The following is a 20,242-nucleotide window of genomic DNA, read 5'->3' as shown; positions in this document are numbered from 1 at the left end:
GATGGGCGCCTATATCCTTCGACGTTTGCTGCTTGTGATCCCCACGCTGTTGGGCATCATGATCATCAACTTTGCTCTCACCCAGTTCGTGCCAGGTGGCCCGATTGAACAGATCCTTGCTAACCTTGAAGGGCAAGGCGATGTGTTTGAAGGGATATCTGGTGGCGGCGGTGATGCTGATGTTGGGCAAGGCTCGGACAGCGACTACATTGGGGGGCGTGGGCTACCACCTGAGTTTATCGCAGAACTTGAGCGCGAGTTTGGCTTCGATAAGCCCCCGCTTGAGCGGTTCCTGAATATGATGTGGAATTATATGCGCTTCGACTTCGGCGAAAGCTACTTCCGCTCCATCAGCGTGTTTGATCTGGTGATGGAAAAGATGCCGGTGTCGATTACCTTAGGCCTATGGTCCACGTTGATCGCCTATCTGGTATCGATCCCGCTGGGGATCAAAAAGGCCGTCAAGGATGGCACGCCCTTTGATACATGGACTTCTGGGGCAATCATTGTGGGTTATGCTATCCCGGGGTTCCTGTTTGCCATCTTGCTGATCGTGCTTTTTGCAGGTGGATCGTATTTCCGCATCTTCCCTCTGCGTGGTCTGACATCTGGTAATTTTGAGGATCTGTCGTTGATCGGGAAGATTTTGGATTACTTCTGGCACATCACGCTGCCGGTGCTGGCCTCGACCATCTCGGCCTTTGCGACACTGACCTTGCTGACCAAGAACAGCTTTCTTGATGAGATCAAGAAACAGTATGTCATCACCGCCCGTGCCAAAGGCCTGTCTGAACGGCGCGTGCTTTATGGGCATGTATTTCGCAACGCCATGCTGATTGTCATTTCCGGTTTCCCCGCGCTTTTCATCGGTGTATTCTTTGGGGGATCGCTGATTATCGAAACACTCTTCTCGCTGGATGGCCTTGGCCGCCTTGGGTTCGAGGCGGCGGTTGCGCGCGATTATCCGGTTGTTTTTGGTACGCTCTTTGCCTTTTCGCTGATTGGCCTTGTTGTCGGGATCCTGACCGACTTGACCTATGTGCTGATCGATCCGCGCATTGATTTTGAGGCGCGAAATTGATGGCCAAGCGTCCGTTCCTATCCCCCCTGAATCAGCGTCGCCTGCGTAATTTCCGCCGCAATCGGCGTGCTTATTGGTCGCTTGTTATCTTCAGCGTCCTGTTTGGCTTGTCACTTTTTGCCAAATTCATCGCCAATGACAAACCCATCGCCGTCAGCTACCGCGGTGAGATCATGATGCCGGTCTTCAGCTTCTATTCAGAGCGCGATTTCGGCGGCGATTTCCCGACCGAGGCAGGGTATGGCGAACCGGAAGTAGACTGTTTGATTGTCACCGGAGGTCTGGAAGAATGCTTCGATAATCCAGAAGAGCTGATCGCCGCAGTGGATGACGGCCAGACGCTTGATGGGGATTTTCAGGCCGGGTGGATGCTTTGGCCCATTATCCCCTATTCCTATAATACTATCGTTGACGTGTCCGGCGTCGCCCCCGCGCCACCAAGTCGGCAAAACTGGTTGGGCACCGATGACACCAAGCGCGATGTAACCGCGCGTGTGATTTATGGCTTCCAGTTATCGGTGACCTTTGCGCTGACAGTAACAGTTGCCGCCTCGATCATTGGGATCATGGCGGGTGCCGTGCAGGGCTATTTCGGGGGCTGGACTGATTTGATCTTTCAGCGCTTCATTGAAATCTGGACGGGCATGCCGTCGCTTTACGTCATCATTATTGTCTTTGCGATACTGGGGCGCAGTTACTGGCTCCTTGTGTTCCTCACCGTGCTGTTTGGATGGCCCGCCCTTGTAGGGGTCGTCAGGGCAGAATTCCTGCGCGCGCGTAATCTGGAATATGTACGCGCGGCCAAAGCGCTGGGTGTACGAGACCGGACCATTATGTTCCGCCATATGCTGCCGAACGCGATGGTGGCGACGCTGACGATGCTGCCTTTCCTTGTGACCGGGGCGATTGGCGGCTTGGCCTCGCTTGATTTCCTGGGCTTTGGTCTGCCGTCCTCGGCCCCGTCATTGGGCGAGATGACGTTGCAGGCCAAACAAAACCTGCAAGCCCCGTGGTTGGGTTTCACCGCCTTTTTTACCTTCGCGATCATGTTGTCGCTGCTGGTCTTCATCTTTGAAGGGGTCCGCGACGCCTTTGACCCACGCAAGACCTTTGTGGCCGACGGCAATGTCATCACGGATGAAACGGTCTTTGACACGGTGCCAGAAGCGACCGGAACGGATGGTCGATGAGTAATGTAGTTCTTGATGTGCAAAACCTGCGCGTTGCGTTTCGGCAGGATGGCGATACGACCCACGCGGTGAGGGGTGTATCGTTTCAGGTGCATAGGGGTGAAACCGTCGCCATTGTGGGCGAAAGCGGGTCGGGTAAATCGGTCACTGCACTGTCGACCGTGCAATTGCTGGGCGATAGTGCTGTCATGGCAGGCTCAATCAAATACGACGGCGAAGAGATGGTAGGCGCGGATGAACCTGCCCTGCGCCGCGTGCGCGGCAACGACATTAGCTTTATCTTTCAAGAGCCGATGACATCGCTTAACCCGCTGCACACCATTGAGAAGCAGTTGGCAGAGAGCATTGAGTTACACCAAGGGCTGCGCGGTGCAGCGGTGCGGGTACGTATCATTGAACTGCTTGAACGTGTCGGTATCCGCGATGCCGAAAGCCGCCTTGGATCCTACCCCCATCAACTCTCGGGCGGTCAGCGCCAGCGTGTGATGATCGCGATGGCCTTGGCGAACGGGCCAGAGCTGCTGATCGCAGATGAACCGACAACAGCGCTGGATGTGACCATTCAGGCGCAGATCCTTGATTTGCTGGCTGATCTGAAACGTGATGAGGGCATGTCGATGCTGTTCATCACGCATGACCTGACCATTGTACGCAAGATTGCCGATCGGGTTTGCGTCATGAAGGATGGTGAGATCGTGGAAACGGGGCCAACGGCTGCGCTTTTCGCCAACCCGCAGCATCCTTACACGCAGATGTTGCTGGCCGCGGAATCCAGCGGTGTGCCTGCACCTGTCCAATCTGATGCGCCGGTGATCTTGGAAACCGATAACGCAAAGATCTGGTTCCCGATCCAGCGCGGTCTGCTGAAGCGGACGGCGGGCTATGTGAAGGCCGTCAATCAGGCGACATTGACGGTGCGGGCAGGTGAGACGCTCGGTGTCGTGGGCGAAAGCGGGTCTGGCAAGACAACGCTTGCCCTGGCCGTGATGCGGCTAATCCGATCCGAAGGGCGGATCGCCTTTCAGGGCGCAGATATTCAGCACCTTAACCAACGTCAGATGCGCCCCCTGCGCAGTGACATGCAAATCGTGTTTCAAGACCCCTACGGATCGCTCAGCCCGCGTATGACGGTGGCCGAAATTGTCGCCGAAGGCCTTGGCGTACATGGCGTGGAACCGGGGCGCAACCGCCGCGATATGGTGGCAGCGATCTTGAACGAGGTGGGTCTTGATCCATCCTTGATGGACCGCTACCCGCATGAATTTTCCGGTGGCCAGCGCCAGCGAATCGCGATTGCACGTGCGATGATCCTGCAGCCCAAGCTGTTGATCCTGGATGAGCCGACATCGGCGCTTGATATGACTGTGCAGGTGCAGATCGTACAGTTGCTGCGTGATTTGCAGCAGCGGCATAAGCTGGCCTATCTGTTCATCAGTCACGACCTGAAGGTCGTGCGTGCGCTATCGCATAAGGTGATGGTGATGAAACAGGGTGATGTTGTCGAGGCAGGGGATGCCGATACGATTTTCGATGCACCACAAACCGAATATACGCGCGCCCTGATGGCCGCCGCGTTTGAAGGCAAGGTTGCCTAGCGTATCGGTACTGGACCGCGCGCCTTTGCCGTGCAAGCTTTGGTAAACACGCTCAGCTCAGGTATTGTCGTGACGTTCCTTCTTGATCTCGCCCCTATTGCACTTGCGTTTTTTGTTGTTGCGGTATCGCCCGGTCCGGCAAACATCGCCGTGGCAACGATTGCTATGCGGATGGGGCGCGGTGCTGCAATGCGATTTGGGATGGGGCTGGGTGTCGGTTTGGCTATCTGGGGTGGTGTTGCAGCAACCGGGATGGGCGCGATTTTGCAAAGCTCGGTTGTGCTTTTGACGGCGCTCAAGGTCTTTGGTGGTCTCTATCTGCTTTGGTTGGCATGGCAGTCGTGGCGGTCGGCCATGACACCGCAGTCTCAGGAGTTGGCAGCCGCTGCGCAAGGGCGCTGGTTTATCAAAGGGCTCATCTTGAACCTGTCCAATCCAAAGGCAGTCGTGGCTTGGATGGCAGCTTTGTCGATGGGTATGGGGGCAGAGGATACGATGAGCGGACTACTTGCTGCCACGCTTGTCTGCATGACACTTGGTTTCTTGAACTACGCAGCTCACGCTTTGGCGTTTTCATGGGCAGGGTTCATGCGCGGCTACCAGCGCGCAAGGCGTTGGATTGACGGCGCGGTTGCCGCCCTTCTTGCCGCTGCCGGATTGGGGTTGCTCAGGTCAGCTTTAGCGCGTGCGCCTTAACCGTCTGACCCGATCATGAAGCAAGTTGTGCCGCGCGCTTGCAAGCGACGGCACGCCAGATCGGCGCCGTCGCGGGTTAGACCCATGAAGTTGGCGTCAAACCCACCTGAACGCTGCACAACACGGCGCAAAGACCCATCAAGCGTGCTCATTTCGTTCAATGCGACGCGTAGCAAGACACGTTCAGCGTCATAGCGCGTGTTATAGCGCCCTACGTTCACGCCCCAATGGCGACCGCCAGAGGTCGAGATGCGCGTGACAACTTCGGGTCCGGTGTCTGTGACGGTCGTATCAGGAACCAGTGCTGCGACTTGTGTTTCTGTGACCGGTCGCGGGACCGGCGTGACGGCGGGCGGGGTGGCTGCGGCTACTTCTACGGGGGCAGGTGTTGGCGCAGGTGTCGGTGCGCTCAGTGCTTCTGCCAAGGCGGCGTTAACTGAATCTGCTATTGCGGCGTTGATCAGATCTGCATCGACAGCGGCGACAAGCACCTCTTCTTGCACAGGTGCTGCGGTCGGTCGCGCCGTTGGCCTGATGCTGCGCGAAATCAGGCCGCTGACGCGGACTATCTTGCCCGGATTGACCTGGCCTTGGCTGTTTGAACTGCTCAGCATGGCTGCAGGCGGGTTTGGACGGCGGATCGTGGCGCTCGATGGGGCACGGTTAAAGCCCATGTCCATCAGCTCTGTTATACGTGCGTTGCGTGCTGATGTGGATGACCCGCCAAAGACGGTTGCAATGATCCGCTCTTGCCCACGTTGAGCAGAGGCGACAAGGTTGAAACCTGCCGCCCGCGTATAGCCTGTTTTGATGCCGTCACCGCCAGAATAGCTATCGAGCCAACGGCGGTTGGTGTGGCGCACAGTTGCGATGCCCGCATCGGCCGAACGGCGCGAGAAGAGGTTATAATATTGCGGGAAGTCATAGATCACATGGCGACCCAGCACAGACATATCGCGCGCGGTCGACAGGTGACCGGATTGCGTCAGGCCATGTGCATTGCGAAAGTTCGTGTTCCGCATGCCCATTGCGCGGGCGGTGCGGTTCATCCGTGTGGCAAAGGCGTCTTCGGACCCTGATATCGCCTCACCAATGGCTGTGGCGGCATCGTTGGCCGATTTGACCGCCGCAGCGCGCAGCAAAAAGCGCAGGCGGATCGTCTGACCCGCGCGCAGACCCAGCTTTGAAGGCGGCTCTGATGCGGCAAGGCTGCTGATACGTACCGGCGTATCCAGCGTAATCTCGCCCCGTTGGATGGCTTGGAAGGCCACGTAAAGCGTCATCATTTTGGTCAGCGATGCTGGATGCAACTGGGTGTCGGCATTGCGTGAATGCAAGACCTCGCCCGTCCGTGCGTCCATCACCATGGCCGCATAGGGTGCTGCAGTCGCGCGCATTGGCCCGACAAGCAAAGATACCAAAAGTACACATAGAAATAGCCCGTGAAGGGCCCACTGTCCCGGACGACTTGTCACGTCGCTTGCCTCTTTTTCTGCCTCAGTGGCCCCGAATTTTTCCGGTGACCTTATTGTTATGCGGAAACGCTAGCATAAGTCGGGTTTTCAGAAAATACCCTAAATTCAAAGACTTTTGATGCGTTCATCATAGGTATTATCAACATTTAGTTGCGAGCGGGGCGAGACCCGCAATATGGGTGTATTTCAACCGTCTCACATATCACAACGATTGTGATTTCATGGGGTTTTCATGTAAGGACTGTGCCTTATATATAACGCCAACCCAACAAGGCAGACCGAATGCGCGCAGAGTTTCAGATGATGGCGGATAAAAAGGATGATGACGACGGTGACGTCGGCGTCGTGCTTGAGACGAAGCCAAAAACAAAACGCCCGCCGATGTACAAGGTGCTGATCCTGAACGATGATTTCACACCGATGGAATTTGTTGTGCATGTGTTGGAGCGGTTTTTTGGATTGTCCCACGCCCAAGCGTTCGAATTGATGCTGACTGTTCATAAGAAGGGTGTCGCGGTTGTTGGCGTTTTCAGTCACGAGATTGCCGAGACGAAAGTGGCGCAAGTGATGGATTTTGCGCAGCGGCACCAGCACCCGCTCCAATGCACGATGGAGAAAGAATAGCGCGCCGTCGCTGTTCGCCCTTTGATGTCCCAATCCCGTTTAAGCACCGCCCTTGATGACGGCCTGATCACGTTGCCCGTGGGCAACATTGCCTTGATGCGACCACCTGCGACCTATGATGTGTCCGCATTACCGCGCGCAGATGTGCAGATTGTGCATGGTTTCTTTCCTGATGTGGCAGCTTGGCAAGGTGCAGGCTATCCCGTTGCACAAGAGCTGGCCAAAGTGTCTGTCGCCGTGGTGATCGTACCGCGCGCCAAGGCACTGGCGCGTGCGATGGTGGCTGATGCTTGCGCCAAGGCTGATCTGGTTATCGTTGATGGGCAAAAGACAGATGGCGTGGATAGTCTGTTTAAGGTGTGCCGCAAGGCGCTTGGTGATGTCCCATCCCTGACCAAAGGGCATGGGCGCATCTTCTGGTTTACTGCCATGGATGCTTTCGCCGATTGGTCAGCGCCACCACCGGAAAAAGCGGCGCATGGGTATTTCACCACCGCTGGTGTGTTTTCTGATGGTGCAATCGACGCAGGTTCTGCGCTTATGGCGGAGGCTTTGCCCAAGAAATTACCCGCACGAATGGCCGATCTGGGGGCCGGGTGGGGGTATCTTGCCGCCCCGGTACTGGCGCGCGATGGGGTTAAATCGCTGGATTTGATTGAGGCCGAAGCCTTGTCGATTGCCTGCGCGAAATTGAATGTCGATGATCCGCGCGTCTTTTTTCATTGGACAGATGCGACGCGCCATGACGCCGCCGCCTATGATGGCATCGTGATGAACCCGCCATTTCACACGGGCCGTACCGCTGATCCCAGCCTAGGCCGGGGTTTCATTCAGGCAGCGGCCCGCCTGCTTGCCCCACACGGCAAGCTGTGGATGGTCGCAAACCGCCATTTGCCATATGAGGCGACACTGACTGAATGTTTCCGCAATGTAGACATGATCGCCAGTAATAACGCGTTCAAAGTGTTCCACGCCAACCGGCCGCACCGCTAAGCTGCCGAAAGGAGAGGTCTGATGTCATTTTCCATTTCCGGAAAGACTGCGATTGTTACGGGTGCCGCCAATGGTGTTGGCCTTGCCATAGGGCGCCACTTTGTGAAGATGGGGGCGAATGTGGTCTTTGCCGACATGGACGAAAAGGCGCTGTGCCATGAGATTGGCGAAGAAGCCGACAAGGCAGAGAACATCCGTGTGTTTGCAGGCGATCTGCGCAAGAAGCTGACGATTGCAAATCTGCTGTCCGCTACCATAGACGCGTTTGAGCGGGTTGATATTTTGGTCAATGCCTCGCGGCAGGTGATGGAAACCGATCCGCTTGATCCCGATGACAACTCGGTCGAGGAATTGTTGCAGCAAAACGCGATGACGGCCCTGCGTGTCAGCCAAGCGGTCGCACGCCGGATGATCAAACAGGCGGATGGGACAACGGGCGAAGCGATCGGTTCTATCGTGAACCTTAGCTCAATTGCCGCACGCCGGACCCATCCGGATTTGCTTGCCTATTCGGTCAGTTCTGCTGCATCTGATCAAATGACCCGATCATTGGCCGTTGCACTGGCTTCTCATGGTATCCGGGTCAATGCGGTTGCCTTTGGCAGTGTGATGAGTGCCAGCTTGCAAGGATCACTCAAGGATCAGGACGACATGCGCGAGGCCATTGTCGACAATACGCCATTGCAGCGTATTGCGAGCCCTGGCGAAGTGTCAGACGCGGTGCAATATCTGGCATCAGATGCCGCAGCCTTTGTAACCGGTCAGATCATCACGGTCGATGGCGGGCGTACTTTGCTGGATCCGGCTGCTGTTTCGGCCCACTGATTACTCTGGATGCACTGCAATACACTGTGCAACCGCCTGATTAGAAGCCGCTTGCGATTGGGCAAAGCGTTCTTCGAGTGAGGCGAGCTTTTCACGTTCGGCGTTCAGATCGATGGCAACAGGAACAACCGTCGTCACCGTGCGCGTTTCATCGCAGCGGAACCGAAAAACTTCACCATCGTCATCACGCGCCCGGCAGGTTTTCGGCACAGAGCGCACGTTCTGCTGCCGATCAAGCGCATAGCCACGCTCCAGATTGCCACGCACCTCATTGATCAGGCTGCTCATCACGCGGGTGTCGCGTGTGACGTCACTGATGCATTGCTCGCGCGGTGTGGCACAGGCGGCAAGAAGGGCGAAGGGCAGGACGATTAGGGCAGGGCGCATGGCTCTCTCCGGTTTTGATCTGGATCATCGTTGCATGATGACTATGGTGCATAAAGACAAAGATAACATGTTATTCAATATCAGGGGAAATAGGCCAGTAATGTCAGACGGTTTTGAGGCGGAAAAAAGCAAAGCATCAACATGGTTCCGCACATTGCGCGACGAGATTGTGACCGCTTTCGAAGGGTTGGAAGACAGCGACAAAGGCGAGGCGGCGGCGGGCCGGTTTGAAGTCACCGGAACAAAGCGGACGTCTGATGATGGATCTGATGCAGGCGGTGGTTTGATGTCGGTGATGCGCGGGGGGCGTGTCTTTGAAAAGGTCGGCGTGAACGTTTCAACTGTATATGGCCAATTGGGTGCATCCGCGCAAAAGGCAATGGCCGCCCGTGGTGTCCCCGGCATGGAAGATGATCCGCGATTTTGGGCGTCAGGCATTTCGCTGGTGGCACATATGCAGAACCCACATGCGCCCGCCGTGCACATGAACACCCGCATGTTCTGGACGCCACATGCGTGGTGGTTTGGCGGTGGCTCTGACCTGAACCCTTGTATTGAATATGATGAGGATACTGCGCATTTCCATGCAACCCAGAAAGCGCATCTGGATCCGCATGGGGAAGCGCATTACCCCGAGCTCAAGAAATGGGCGGACGAGTATTTCTATATCCCGCACCGTAATCGCGCGCGTGGCGTGGGGGGCATCTTCATGGATGACTATTGCACGGGCGATTGGGAGGCAGATTTCTTGCTGACCCAGGATATCGGCAAGGCCTTTCTACCAGCCTATGTTCCCCTGGTTGAAAAACGCCGCGATACGCCGTGGTCGGATGCAGATAAGGACACGCAGCTGGTGCACCGTGGGCTCTATGCCGAATATAACCTTGTCTATGACCGGGGCACAAAGTTCGGCCTTGCCACCGGGCATGATGCCAATGCCGTCTTGATGAGCCTGCCGCCCATGGCGAAATGGGTTTGACTAGTCAACCGTAATAAAGCGCGGGCCTTCGATATCGCGGTCACTTTCGAGAACGGGCATGCCGTTCCCGCGGGTTGATGCAGGCATGACATTTCCCGCCGCAATTTGCGTAAAGGCAACCCGTACCATCAATGGAGATATATCGCGGCGCAAGCCCATGGCAATCAGGTCATAGGCGCGCGGTGGTGCTACGGCCACGACAACTTTCGCCACGCGCATCATGCGCAAACCGGCCGGGTATGTCGCGCCGTCACGGGCGCCGAGGGCGGTTGTTTCTGATGCAGAAGCCGGGATCAGGAAAACCCACGCCAGAAAAAACAGTAGGCCCGCGCGCACTGTCGCGCGGAAACCATGGTAGGCCAGTCGCAATGTGAGCGGTATTTTCACGGCATGCTCCTCGTTCACATGCCTCACGTTATCTGCGCATTACGGCAAATCTAGGACCCGCGCACCGTGTCGATCATCAGCTGAACGTTTTCGGGGTCCGCATCGGGCGTGATCCCGTGACCAAGGTTAAAGATATGTGGCCCACCGGACAGGGCGTCGCAGATGCGCCGTGTCTCGCTGACCAAAGCATCGCCGCCCGTGACCATATGCGATGATTTCAGATTGCCTTGCACGCAACCATCTTTTTGGACGTTGTCAGCAACCCAAGCCGCATCAACACCATCATCGACAGCCACGCAATCCGCGCCTGTAGCGCCGTGAACACCCGCATATTGCGTGCCTGCGCCGCGTGGGAAGGCGATGACGGGAATGCCGGGATGTTTTTCCTTTAGCGCGCTCGTGATCCGCTGCATTGGCTTGATGGAATAGTTCAGGAAGTCGTCTTCTTGTAGCGAACCTGCCCAACTATCGAAAAGCTTCACACATTCGGCACCAGCCTCAATCTGTTTGGATAGATAAGCAATGGTGCCTTCTGTCAACCGGTTCATGATCCCGTCAAAGACCTCCCGGTTCTCGGCCTTGAGCGCATGGGCGGGCCCTTGGTCTGGTGTGCCTTGGCCTGCGATCATATAGGTGGCCACAGTCCATGGGGCACCAGCAAAACCGATCAGCGTTGTTTCATCCGGCAATTCGCGGGAAAGGATTTTCACGGTCTCATAAACGGGGTTCAGCGTATCGTGGATTGCCTCGGTCGGTTTGAGTTTGGCAAGTTCATCTGCAGATGTGATTGTGGACAGGCGCGGGCCTTCGCCGGTGACGAACCACAGGTCAGCGCCCAATGCCTGCGGTAGCAACAGGATATCGGCAAAAAGAATAGCCGCATCAAAGCCATAGCGGCGGATGGGCTGCAATGTGACCTCTGCTGCTAACTCGGGATTATAGCACAGTGACAGGAAGTCCCCGGCCTGCGCCCGCGTTGCTTTATATTCTGGCAAATATCGGCCTGCTTGGCGCATCATCCAGATCGGCGGGGTAGGAAGTGTTTCGCCCGCGAGGGCCTGGAGGATGGTTTTTTGCTGCGCCATGAGGTGTCCTTTTTTATCGTCCCTGTGGTCCCAATTGCAGAAGATGTTGTCAAGGGAGTTGTCAGGCTAGGTTGACACGTCTAACAATCCAGACATGACACTTGATTTGCCCACCCCCGCCACGCCTTTCAACATCGGAACCCGCGGTTCACCGCTTGCGCTGGCACAAGCGCATGAGACGCGCGCGCGCCTGATGGCCGCCTTTGATCTGCCCGAAGAGGCCTTTGCGATTTGCGTGATCAAAGTGACGGGTGATGCCATTCAGGACCGTCCTTTGAAAGAGATTGGCGGCAAAGGCCTGTTCACCCGCGAAATTGAAGAGGCGCTGTTGGATGGGTCCATTGATATCGCAGTACATTCGATGAAGGACATGCCGGTCGAACAGCCCGGTGGGTTGCTTTTAGACACATATCTGCCGCGCGAAGATGTTCGTGATGCGTTTGTATCTCTCAATGCAAAGGGGCTTGATGATCTGGCTCACGGGGCCACGGTTGGCACGTCATCCCTGCGGCGTCGGTCACAGTTGCTGGCTAAACGACCTGACCTGAACATCGTTGAATTTCGTGGCAATGTGCAGACACGCCTGAAAAAGCTGGGCGAGGGTGTGGCGGAAGCGACGTTTCTTGCCATGGCTGGTTTGAACCGCCTGCATATGAGTGATGTGCCGCGCACGGCGGTCGCACCCGACGAGATGCTGCCTGCTGTGGCGCAGGGTGCTATCGGCATTGAACGCCGTGGCGATGATAACCGTGCCGCCCAGATGCTTGAGGCGATCCATGATGGCCCAACGGGCCAGCGTTTGGCTGCAGAACGTATGTTTCTGACACATCTGGATGGGTCGTGTGAAACGCCAATTGGCGGCTTGGCGGAACTGGATGGCGGATCAATCCGCCTGCGCGGTGAGATATTGCGGACCGATGGCACCGAGGTTTATGCCGATGACATGAGCGGTGCGATTGAAGACGGGGCCGAGATGGGCCGCGCGATGGCTGCAAAGCTGCTGGAGCAGGCGGGGCCTGATTTCTTTTAAGCGGTTGGAATGACCTTGCCGGGGTTGAGGATATTGTTGGGGTCAAGTGCCGCCTTGATCGCGCGCATCGCATCAAGTGCGACCGGATCTTTGCGCCGCTTCATGGTTTCCAGCTTGGACACACCAATCCCATGTTCAGCGCTGAAAGATCCGCCCAATTCCTGCACTACATCCTCGACTGCTTCTGTCATCGCATCAATCACGCCGGGATCGTTCCGGGTGATATAGCTGGTGTGGTGGATATTGCCGTCACCCAGATGGGCAACGATCACTTCTTCTGCCTCTGGATCAATGGCTTTGATCCTTGGTGTGAGCGCTTTTTCAAAAGCCTCCACCTTGTCGAGCGGTACAGCGACATCAGTGTTCACAAAGACCCCGCCAAAAAATGCCACTTCGCCTGCATCTTCGCGCCGCTTCCATATTTCGCTGCGTTGGTTGTCGTTTTGGGCGATGACAGCGTCCAGCACTGTGCCGTTTTCCAGCATCGCGCCGAGTGTTTCTTCCAATGCACTGACAACGGGCAGGCTGCCATCGTCTTGCGGTCGGGCGTCCTTGGCCCGAGTGGCTGCAACCTCGATCATGACATTGATGTCATAAATTGCCTCAAAAGGTCCGGTGACGTCTGGAAACAGCTGCATATGTTTGTCGATATAGCTACGCGGCATATATTCGAAAGCCTCGACTCCGCCACCTGTTTCATCCTGAAGCCTGTGCAGCAGATCAAGCGCATCAGGGAGCGAGGGGACAGCCACCATCGCCGTGGCATAGGCTTGGGGTTTGGGTTTCAGTTTCAGAACGGCGGCAGTGATGATCCCAAGCGTACCTTCGGCCCCTATGATGAGATTGCGCAGGTCCAGACCAGAGTTGTCTTTATGCAGTGCGCTCATCAGGTTCATGATGCGTCCGTCTGCCATGACCACCTCCAGCCCCAGACACAGGCCGCGTGTGCTGCCATAGCGCACGACGTTTGAGCCGCCTGCGTTGGTGGACAAAAGCCCGCCGATCATGGCGGACCCGCGTGCGCCCAAGGTGAGCGGAAAGATCAGGCCGTGTTCCTCTGCCACGTCATGCAGGTTGGACAGGATCACGCCCGCGCCAACGGTGGCGGTGCGCCCGGCGACATTGATCTCTGTTATTTCATTCAACCGCTCGACAGACAGCATTAACGCGCCTTCGGCAAGCGTTGCACCTGTCAGCCCGGTACGACCGGACGCGGGGACAATAGGGGTCTTGGTGGCATGCGCGATTTTGAGAATGGCGGCGACCTCTGCTGTGTTTGCAGGTCGTAGGACTGCCATGGGCGTTGATGTATAAGCCCCGGTCCAGTCTTTACCATATGGTGCTGCATCTACACCTGTCAGGATGCGGTCAGTGCCGATGGCGTCAGCGATTTGGTCAAGGACAGTCATGTTGCACCTATAGCTCTGCGTCGCACTGTAGCGGGCGCTAGCAAGAGGTAAAGACTTCTCCGTGCCTAGCGCCAAAGTCAGCGCGGTGCAGGACATACGTCGTGCAGTCTTCATCGTAGTGCGTTTCAATGCCGCGGAACGTCATCCCGATGCGCTGCATGACTTTATGCGATGCGGTATTGTCAGGATGCGCCACGGCGACCACATGATCGACACCGATCACCTCAAACGCATAGCGGGCGGCGGCGCGGCCTGCTTCGGTTGCAAAACCCTTACCAGTGGCCGCGGTGGCCAAGCGCCAGCCGATCTCGATCTCTGCTTCGGGCTTGCGGGCGACATGCTGAGCGCAGGCAGCACCGATCACCTGTTCGGTTGATCTGTCGCTGATGGCCCACCAGCTGTAGCCCAGCTTGGCCCAGGCATCCCGGACCCTTGCGATGGCGTCTTGCGTCTTTTTCATGGTCTCTGGCACGCCTTCGCTGAGAAACTCCATAACCGCTGGTTCATTGTTGATCGCATTCAGGGCGTTCGCATGCGCAGGTGCGAATGGTTCAAGGCGCAAGCGTTCCGTGGTGACGGTTGTATGGGGTGGTAGATCGGTCATTGGCACAGTGTGCCATAGGATCGGGGCTGGTGAACAGCAAACAACACCAACCTTGCTTAAGGCTGTATGTTTTTCGCAAATTTTGTGGGCGTGGTGGTGGCGTGGGGGAGATTTGAACTCCCGCACTCAGGGTGGCTTGGCGCAGCCAAACGCCCGTAAGTCGGGTCCTCAGATGCCCGGTAAGGTCTGAACGTCAGCTAGGGAATTGGAATGGTGGTGGTGGCGTGGGGGAGATTTGAACTCCCGACCTAACGATTATGAGTCGTTCGCTCTAACCAACTGAGCTACCGCGCCATTCCACGAGCGACGAGTTACGCAATGGGGGCTGGGGTGTCAAACCGATTCTATGGGGAATGTGGGTTAAAACCCACCTTACGCTTTGCAATGGTCCCGCTCCGTAAGGTGGGTCTTGACCCACCCACCCCTAATCATAGCGCAGTTCGGTCGCCTTGCCGCGGAAAATCACATAAGAGAGAACCGTATATCCCATAATTGTGGGCAGAACGATGCAGGTCCCGATGAGTATGATAAACAAGCTCTCTGGCGCGCTTGCTGCGTCGTAAATTGTGAGCTGTTCGGGTACGACGTAGGGATAAAAGCTATATGCCATCCCCCCGAACGCCATGACCCACAGCGCTGTTGCTGCGGCAAAGGGTTGCCATGACCGGCGGTCTTCTGGGTGCGGCATGCGTCGCAGCATTGACCAAAGCCAAAATACCAAGATCGCCGACAGGATCGGCAATGGTGCGAGGTAAAGTGCCTCGGGCCAGCTGAACCATTTGTCAAAGATGCGCGCGCTGACAAAGGGTGTCGCAAGCGAGATTGCCGCAATCCCCAGCACCAGCCCCCAAATACCACCCTTTGCCCATTCAACCGCCTTAATTTGCAACGCCTCCGACGTCTTGTGGATCACCCATGTCGCCCCGATAAAGCTGTAGCCGACGGTCAGAAAAACAGCCGTCAGTAAGGCGAAGGCCACATTCAGCCACGTCCACTCCAAACCCATGACATACATGCCGAGCATGAAACCCTGACTGAGCGACGTCATCAGCGAACCTGCGAAAAACGCGTTGTTCCACAGGCGTTTGTGTGGGGCGGGCGCCTTCGCGCGGAATTCAAAGGCAACGCCGCGCAGGATCAGCCCGATCAGCATGATCGCTACGGGCAGGTAGAGGGCGGTCAGAATGGTCCCATGGGCCGATGGAAAGGCCACCAAAAGCAAGCCCACAGCCAGAACCAGCCAGGTTTCGTTTGCGTCCCAGAATGGCCCTATCGAGGCAATCATGCGGTCTTTCTCATCATCCTCGGCCAAGGGGAACAGAACCCCGACACCAAGGTCGAACCCATCCAGAACGACGTAGATCAGGATCGAGACGCCCATCAGCGCTGCAAAGACAAAGGGCAGCCAGATAGCTGGATCGCCAAAATAATGCATGATGCTACTCCGCCGGCATTGCTTTGGGGGCTGCCGCTGGTGATGGCGCGACGCGGGTACCTATTTCTTCTCCGCGCGCGGCCTTGCGCGCCAGATAGAAGATCACAAAAATATAGGCCAATAGTAGTGCCGCATAAACCGCAAGATATGCAATCAGCGTTGATAGCACCAATGGTGCAGGCACATCTGCGACGGCCTCTTTGGTGGATAACACGCCGTGGACGAGCCAGGGTTGCCGCCCGATCTCTGTCGTGTACCAACCTGCCAGCGTGGCCAGCCATCCGCTAAAGCTCATGCCAACGAGCGCATAGAGCATCGGCTTAGGCAGCCCTTCGACTCCACGCTTGCGGCGCATGATCATGTAGGTTGCCGTCCAGCTGACCAGCAGCATCAACAGCCCGGTGCCGACCATGACCCGGAACGACCAGAACACTGGCGATACGCGGGGGTGAAGTACCTCGCCATCTTCGGTCACAAAATCATTCAGCCCTTTCACTTCGCCATTCCAGTCATGGGTCAGGATGAACGAGGCGAGTTTGGGAATACCGATCTCAAATCGGTTTTCGCGCGCTTCTTCATCAGGGATCGCGAACAAGACCAGCGGCACGCCGGTATCTGTTTCCCAGTTCCCTTCCATCGCGGCCACTTTGGCGGGCTGATACTCCTTAGTGTTCAGGCCGTGCATATCGCCTACGAAGATCTGTACGGGGATCAGCAGGGCAGCACCAATAACTGCTGTTTTCAGCGCAACGCGCACCCCTTCGGTCCGTCCGCCGATCAGCCAGCGGAAGGCGCTGACGCCTGCGATCAGGAAGCTGACGGTCAGGAAGCTGGCCAACACCATATGCGTAAAGCGATAGGGCATTGAGGGATTAAAGATAATGGCAGACCAATCGGTCGCATGCGCGACACCATCAATCATCTCAAATCCTTGGGGCGTGTGCATCCATGAGTTCAAAACGATAATCCAGAACGCTGACATCATGGTTCCAAATGCCACAAGGAAGGTCGCCAGCGTATGCAGCCAATTCGGCACACGGCTAAATCCAAACAGCATGATGCCAAGGAAGACCGCCTCGAGGAAAAACGCCGTCATGATCTCATAGGCAAGCAACGGCCCTGCGATATTGCCCACTTTTTCCATGAATCCGGGCCAGTTGGTGCCAAATTGGAACGACATCGTGATGCCGGACACCACGCCCATCGCAAAGGAGAGAGCAAAGATTTTCACCCAAAAGCGGTATGCTTCCATCCAGCGCTCTTCGCCCGTGCGGTTGTAGCGTAGTTTGAAGAACAACAGCACCCAGCCCAAGGCGATGGTGATCGTCGGGAAAAGGATGTGGAAAGAGATGTTTGCCGCAAATTGAATGCGTGACAGAAGTAAGGTTTCAAGTTCCATTTCGCGCCTCAGTGTCAGGGGCATCTTGCCATTGACCCTAATATAGCTGCATTGCAGCATATCGCATGGGGGTGCGACAGCAGAGCGCGGTACAATCGGCGTCTGATGGCCGAGCGCGAAAGGATATCTCGCATTCGCATATCGATACGCAATGAGTGGAAAGATCAGGCCGCGCTAGCGCTCAAACCGCCAGCTTGTTACTTGGGTGTAAGGCTGATCTGTCGTGACGATGATCGACCCAAAATCGCGATGGTTTGGCGTATCGGGCCATGCTTGTGGTTCAATCACGATGCCCTCATAGCAAGATCTGCCGGGCCGGTGTGATCCAGCCGCATCATGGATTTGCAGGCCCTTTTCGGTCGTGGCAAGGGTCATTTTGACACCAGATTGCCCGGTCAACCATAAGACATCCCTTAAAGCTTGCCGTTCGTCAGACAGGCAAAAGTTATGATCAAGTGCAGGTGCACCGCGGCCCGGCTGGCAGGGTTTGCGAAAATCCATCACTGTGCCAGCGACGGGGGCAATCTCGCCTGTGGGACACGTCCGATCATCAATCGGCAGGTAGTGACCCGCTGCAATCGCGAGTTCATGCCCCTCCCATGTCGCGGTCCCATCTAGGTTCCAATAGATATGGCTGGCAAAGTTTATGCAGGTGGTCGTGTCGGTCGAGGCATCAATTGTCATGGTCAAGGTGGCGGGTGCGCTGACCTGATAGGTCACCCGAATATCGCGTCGTCCGGGCAGGCCCGCGACGCCATCGGCCAGTGCCAGCGCAAGCGTGACACGATCTGAACTCCGCGAGGCGACTTGCCATATATTGCGGTGTACACCTTCTGATCCAGAGTGCAGGTGGACCGCACCATTCTCATTGCGTTCCAACTCATACATCATACCATCCAGCCGCACGCGCGCATTGCTGATCCGGTTGGCTATTGGGCCGACAATAGACCCAAAGTACCCCATGGTGGTTTCATAGTCGTTGAGCAGGTCTGATCCGAGCGCCAACCCATGCGACACGCCCTCCAACCGCACGTCCTGCACGATCGCACCGAAGGTCAGGACGTTGACCGACAGGTTGCCCGCACAGATGGTGATGTTTGCAACGTCTTCGCCATTCTGAGTTGTGCCGAAATGCGCCATTATAAAGGCTCCCAATGGACGCCTGCGGCAGGGATTGTCGTACCTTGCCAGTTTTTCGCGGCGTTCGCATAGTTAAAGACAAAGCGATGCGTTTGCGTATCGCGGATGCGCAGACCCTCCGGAAGGGTCTGTGTTTCGATATCCAGTTCCGTGCAAATCGCCCGCACAGTACTGTCGAAGGTCTGATCGTCCGGCCAACCGGCAAGGTAGCGCAGGTGGTGCGAACCCATGATCGCGGGCCGCCCATCTGATGTTTCGGCCAACACATTTGCGCCACCTTCCAGATGCTCAAACCAATGCATCAACTGCCCAACGCCTTGCAGGGGGATGGCATCATCGGGTGGCATGCTTTCGGTCAGACTGACGGTAACGTCGACATCCGGCAGGTTGGGGCCAAGCGGGGTGGGGATGCTCAATTCATCCGTCTTGGTGTCGGTGCGTGGACCGATCAGGGCGATGCCTTTGAAGGCTGCGAGCGCCTGTCGGAGCGGATCAGAGAGTTTCATGATCCCCGGTGCCAAGACAAGTTTGTACGCAGATAAGTCGGTTGCGTCCGGAGGCAGAATGTCGATGTTCAAACCGGTCCGACGTAGCGCACGGTAGGCGGCAAAGGCCAAGCGGAACATCTCAAAATCAGCGCCTTGCGGTTGGGCCTCCCAGCCCCAGGCGCTTTCATAGTCAAAGACAAGTGCCGTTTGCGCTTGGGCCGTGCTCACGCTTGCCAGCGTTTCGATCTCGTCTGCGACCTGACGCGCCTCTGCCAAAGCGGGCGCAGGCGCGCTGTCAGGGCGCAAGAGCCCCGCATGCATCTGTTCTTGCGCGAAAGGGGCCTGTCGCCAGCGGAAATAGCAGACGGTTTCGGCGCCATGGGCAAAAGCCTCCCACGCCCAAAGGCGCGCCATACCGGGCAAAGGGGCTGGGTTGTAGGGAGCCCAATTTACCGGGCCGGGCTGCTGTTCCATCACCCACATGCGCCCCTTGCCTATCGCACGGTAAAGGTCGTGGTGGAAGGCTTGCATATCCGGGTGGCCTTGGCGCAGAAATTCATGCTTGAATGCGGGGCTACCTTCGAGTCTATCCGATAGGAAGCCAATCGGATAACTATCCCATGACGCGATATCGAGGTCTGCGCCCACCTTCCAGTGATCAAACGTCGTGATCCGACCCATGTAGTTGTGGATCAATGGGGCGTCCGTATATTTGCGCAATACTTCTGCCTGCGCCTTGTTGAAGGCCACGACCTGATCAGAACTATAGCGGCGAAAGGCCAGTTGATGCGCGGGGTTGGATTCGGTCACTGTCAGGTTGGGCAGGTCGATTTGATCAAAATTGTCATAGTCCATGGACCAAAAGACATTCCCCCATGCCCGGTTTAGCGCGTCGGTCGACTGATATTTCCGTGCCAGCCAATCCTGAAAGCCTTGCCGCGCCACGTTCGAGTAACTCAACGTCGTGTCGTGGCAATCATATTCGTTGTCGATCTGCCATGCGGCGATATGCGGGTTCGTTCCATAACGCGCGCCCATCAAACCTGCGATGCGACGGCATTCGTCGCGATAACCCAAATGGCTGAAGTCATAATGACGGCGCGACCCAAATTTGCGCGGGCGTCCTTCGGCATCGACGGCCAGCATGTCGGGGTGTTTGTCGATCATCCAACGCGGGGGGGTCGCCGTTGGTGTACCAAGGATGATTTTGAGCCCCGCGTTCCCCAGTACCTCAATCGCATGATCAAGCCAATCCCACGTGAGTGTATCTGGTGAAGGCTCCATCCGACTCCAGCCAAATTCGCCGATCCGTACCCATGTCAGGCCAGCAGCGACCATTTGGGCTGCGTCAGCTGTCCACTGCGCCTCGGGCCAGTGTTCGGGGTAATAACAAACGCCAAGCGTGCGTTTCATGGCTGGG

Annotated in this window: 19 protein-coding genes and 1 tRNA gene; 9 read left to right on the top strand and 11 right to left on the bottom strand. The window is 56.7% G+C overall.

Translation table 11 applies throughout. The annotated features are described in order from the left end of the window. Position 1: 1 nt before the first annotated feature. The 4 genes from BC777_RS15530 (at position 2) to BC777_RS15515 (ending at position 4,562) form a co-directional block, all read left to right on the top strand. On the top strand, positions 2 to 1,081 hold the full coding sequence (locus BC777_RS15530) for a microcin C ABC transporter permease YejB (protein ID WP_100369120.1): 1,080 nt from the start codon (positions 2 to 4) through the stop codon (positions 1,079 to 1,081). Beyond that, complete coding sequence (locus tag BC777_RS15525; RefSeq protein WP_100369119.1) at positions 1,081 to 2,271, top strand: ABC transporter permease; 1,191 nt, start codon at positions 1,081 to 1,083, stop codon at positions 2,269 to 2,271. Before BC777_RS15530 ends, BC777_RS15525 begins: the two co-directional genes overlap by 1 nt. Next, positions 2,268 to 3,866 carry an ABC transporter ATP-binding protein gene (locus BC777_RS15520; protein WP_100369118.1) on the top strand — a complete coding sequence of 533 codons (1,599 nt, stop codon included), beginning with the start codon at positions 2,268 to 2,270 and terminating at the stop codon, positions 3,864 to 3,866. The genes BC777_RS15525 and BC777_RS15520 overlap by 4 nt, the downstream gene beginning before the upstream one ends. A 69-nt stretch (positions 3,867 to 3,935) precedes the next feature. Beyond that, positions 3,936 to 4,562 (top strand): LysE family translocator, encoded by a 627-nt coding sequence (locus BC777_RS15515; protein ID WP_100369345.1) that lies wholly within the window; start codon positions 3,936 to 3,938, stop codon positions 4,560 to 4,562. On the opposite strand, the gene BC777_RS15510 is transcribed toward BC777_RS15515, so the two are convergent. Continuing rightward, the gene (locus BC777_RS15510; RefSeq protein ID WP_100369117.1) at positions 4,559 to 5,959 is read right to left on the bottom strand and encodes a D-alanyl-D-alanine carboxypeptidase family protein; all 1,401 of its coding nucleotides are present in this window, start codon (positions 5,957 to 5,959) and stop codon (positions 4,559 to 4,561) included. The genes BC777_RS15515 and BC777_RS15510 overlap by 4 nt on opposite strands. Before the next feature lie 360 nt (positions 5,960 to 6,319). Here BC777_RS15510 and clpS point away from each other — a divergent pair, with 360 nt between their 5' ends. Genes clpS through BC777_RS15495 form a run of 3 tightly spaced genes read left to right on the top strand, consistent with a single transcriptional unit; the run spans position 6,320 to position 8,479 of the window. Continuing rightward, positions 6,320 to 6,661: an ATP-dependent Clp protease adapter ClpS gene (gene clpS, locus BC777_RS15505; RefSeq protein WP_100369116.1), complete on the top strand. Its 342-nt coding sequence runs from the start codon at positions 6,320 to 6,322 to the stop codon at positions 6,659 to 6,661. A 24-nt stretch (positions 6,662 to 6,685) separates the two neighbouring features. After that, entirely contained in the window at positions 6,686 to 7,654 is a 969-nt protein-coding gene (locus tag BC777_RS15500; RefSeq protein ID WP_100369115.1) for a class I SAM-dependent methyltransferase, read from the top strand. Positions 7,655 to 7,675: 21 nt separating this feature from the next. Continuing rightward, on the top strand, positions 7,676 to 8,479 hold the full coding sequence (locus tag BC777_RS15495) for an SDR family NAD(P)-dependent oxidoreductase (protein WP_100369114.1): 804 nt from the start codon (positions 7,676 to 7,678) through the stop codon (positions 8,477 to 8,479). On the opposite strand, the gene BC777_RS15490 is transcribed toward BC777_RS15495, so the two are convergent. Beyond that, positions 8,480 to 8,866 (bottom strand): hypothetical protein, encoded by a 387-nt coding sequence (locus BC777_RS15490; protein WP_100369113.1) that lies wholly within the window; start codon positions 8,864 to 8,866, stop codon positions 8,480 to 8,482. It lies immediately after the preceding gene. A gap of 100 nt (positions 8,867 to 8,966) precedes the next feature. Here BC777_RS15490 and hemF point away from each other — a divergent pair, with 100 nt between their 5' ends. Further along, positions 8,967 to 9,845, top strand: a complete 879-nt coding sequence (gene hemF / locus BC777_RS15485) for an oxygen-dependent coproporphyrinogen oxidase (protein ID WP_100369112.1) — start codon at positions 8,967 to 8,969, stop codon at positions 9,843 to 9,845. Here the strand turns inward: hemF and BC777_RS15480 are convergent, their stop codons facing one another. Both BC777_RS15480 and hemE read right to left on the bottom strand, forming a co-directional pair. Further along, positions 9,846 to 10,232, bottom strand: a complete 387-nt coding sequence (locus BC777_RS15480; RefSeq protein WP_133122576.1) for a hypothetical protein — start codon at positions 10,230 to 10,232, stop codon at positions 9,846 to 9,848. A 50-nt stretch (positions 10,233 to 10,282) separates the two neighbouring features. Next, positions 10,283 to 11,317, bottom strand: coding sequence for a uroporphyrinogen decarboxylase (gene hemE, locus BC777_RS15475; RefSeq protein WP_100369110.1), 1,035 nt, complete (start codon positions 11,315 to 11,317; stop codon positions 10,283 to 10,285). A 94-nt stretch (positions 11,318 to 11,411) separates the two neighbouring features. On the opposite strand from hemE, the gene hemC reads away from it, so the two are divergent. Continuing rightward, on the top strand, positions 11,412 to 12,347 hold the full coding sequence (gene hemC / locus BC777_RS15470; protein WP_100369109.1) for a hydroxymethylbilane synthase: 936 nt from the start codon (positions 11,412 to 11,414) through the stop codon (positions 12,345 to 12,347). Here the strand turns inward: hemC and BC777_RS15465 are convergent. The 7 genes from BC777_RS15465 to BC777_RS15435 all read right to left on the bottom strand — a co-directional run bounded on the left by BC777_RS15465 (position 12,344) and on the right by BC777_RS15435 (position 20,235). Further along, entirely contained in the window at positions 12,344 to 13,756 is a 1,413-nt protein-coding gene (locus tag BC777_RS15465) for an FAD-binding oxidoreductase (protein WP_100369108.1), read from the bottom strand. The genes hemC and BC777_RS15465 overlap by 4 nt on opposite strands. Positions 13,757 to 13,793: 37 nt before the next feature. Next, positions 13,794 to 14,360 carry a GNAT family N-acetyltransferase gene (locus BC777_RS15460; protein ID WP_100369107.1) on the bottom strand — a complete coding sequence of 189 codons (567 nt, stop codon included), beginning with the start codon at positions 14,358 to 14,360 and terminating at the stop codon, positions 13,794 to 13,796. Between the two features lie 217 nt (positions 14,361 to 14,577). Further along, positions 14,578 to 14,654, bottom strand: a tRNA-Met gene (locus tag BC777_RS15455). 130 nt (positions 14,655 to 14,784) lie between these two features. Next, positions 14,785 to 15,795 carry a cytochrome d ubiquinol oxidase subunit II gene (locus tag BC777_RS15450; protein ID WP_100369106.1) on the bottom strand — a complete coding sequence of 337 codons (1,011 nt, stop codon included), beginning with the start codon at positions 15,793 to 15,795 and terminating at the stop codon, positions 14,785 to 14,787. 4 nt (positions 15,796 to 15,799) lie between these two features. Beyond that, positions 15,800 to 17,194 (bottom strand): cytochrome ubiquinol oxidase subunit I, encoded by a 1,395-nt coding sequence (locus tag BC777_RS15445; protein WP_100369105.1) that lies wholly within the window; start codon positions 17,192 to 17,194, stop codon positions 15,800 to 15,802. 174 nt (positions 17,195 to 17,368) lie between these two features. Next, positions 17,369 to 18,334 (bottom strand): aldose epimerase family protein, encoded by a 966-nt coding sequence (locus BC777_RS15440; RefSeq protein WP_100369104.1) that lies wholly within the window; start codon positions 18,332 to 18,334, stop codon positions 17,369 to 17,371. Further along, positions 18,334 to 20,235: a beta-galactosidase gene (locus BC777_RS15435; protein ID WP_100369103.1), complete on the bottom strand. Its 1,902-nt coding sequence runs from the start codon at positions 20,233 to 20,235 to the stop codon at positions 18,334 to 18,336. The genes BC777_RS15440 and BC777_RS15435 overlap by 1 nt, the downstream gene beginning before the upstream one ends. Positions 20,236 to 20,242: the final 7 nt, after the last annotated feature.

The sequence above is a fragment of the Yoonia maricola genome, from assembly GCF_002797915.1.
In the GTDB taxonomy this organism is placed as follows: Bacteria; Pseudomonadota; Alphaproteobacteria; order Rhodobacterales; family Rhodobacteraceae; genus Yoonia; species Yoonia maricola.
Note: the sequence above shows the minus strand (reverse complement) of the source record. Positions and strands in the feature narration are given on the sequence as shown.

Coding starts and splice junctions, on each gene's coding strand:
- BC777_RS15530 (WP_100369120.1), top strand. CDS start 2: ATGGGCGCCTATATCCTTCGACGTTTGCTGCTTGTGATCCCCACGCTG.
- BC777_RS15525 (WP_100369119.1), top strand. CDS start 1,081: ATGGCCAAGCGTCCGTTCCTATCCCCCCTGAATCAGCGTCGCCTGCGT.
- BC777_RS15520 (WP_100369118.1), top strand. CDS start 2,268: ATGAGTAATGTAGTTCTTGATGTGCAAAACCTGCGCGTTGCGTTTCGG.
- BC777_RS15510 (WP_100369117.1), bottom strand. CDS start 5,959: ATGCGCGCGACTGCAGCACCCTATGCGGCCATGGTGATGGACGCACGG.
- clpS (WP_100369116.1), top strand. CDS start 6,320: ATGCGCGCAGAGTTTCAGATGATGGCGGATAAAAAGGATGATGACGAC.
- BC777_RS15500 (WP_100369115.1), top strand. CDS start 6,686: ATGTCCCAATCCCGTTTAAGCACCGCCCTTGATGACGGCCTGATCACG.
- BC777_RS15495 (WP_100369114.1), top strand. CDS start 7,676: ATGTCATTTTCCATTTCCGGAAAGACTGCGATTGTTACGGGTGCCGCC.
- BC777_RS15490 (WP_100369113.1), bottom strand. CDS start 8,866: ATGCGCCCTGCCCTAATCGTCCTGCCCTTCGCCCTTCTTGCCGCCTGT.
- hemF (WP_100369112.1), top strand. CDS start 8,967: ATGTCAGACGGTTTTGAGGCGGAAAAAAGCAAAGCATCAACATGGTTC.
- hemE (WP_100369110.1), bottom strand. CDS start 11,317: ATGGCGCAGCAAAAAACCATCCTCCAGGCCCTCGCGGGCGAAACACTT.
- hemC (WP_100369109.1), top strand. CDS start 11,412: ATGACACTTGATTTGCCCACCCCCGCCACGCCTTTCAACATCGGAACC.
- BC777_RS15465 (WP_100369108.1), bottom strand. CDS start 13,756: ATGACTGTCCTTGACCAAATCGCTGACGCCATCGGCACTGACCGCATC.
- BC777_RS15460 (WP_100369107.1), bottom strand. CDS start 14,360: ATGACCGATCTACCACCCCATACAACCGTCACCACGGAACGCTTGCGC.
- BC777_RS15450 (WP_100369106.1), bottom strand. CDS start 15,795: ATGCATTATTTTGGCGATCCAGCTATCTGGCTGCCCTTTGTCTTTGCA.
- BC777_RS15445 (WP_100369105.1), bottom strand. CDS start 17,194: ATGGAACTTGAAACCTTACTTCTGTCACGCATTCAATTTGCGGCAAAC.
- BC777_RS15440 (WP_100369104.1), bottom strand. CDS start 18,334: ATGGCGCATTTCGGCACAACTCAGAATGGCGAAGACGTTGCAAACATC.
- BC777_RS15435 (WP_100369103.1), bottom strand. CDS start 20,235: ATGAAACGCACGCTTGGCGTTTGTTATTACCCCGAACACTGGCCCGAG.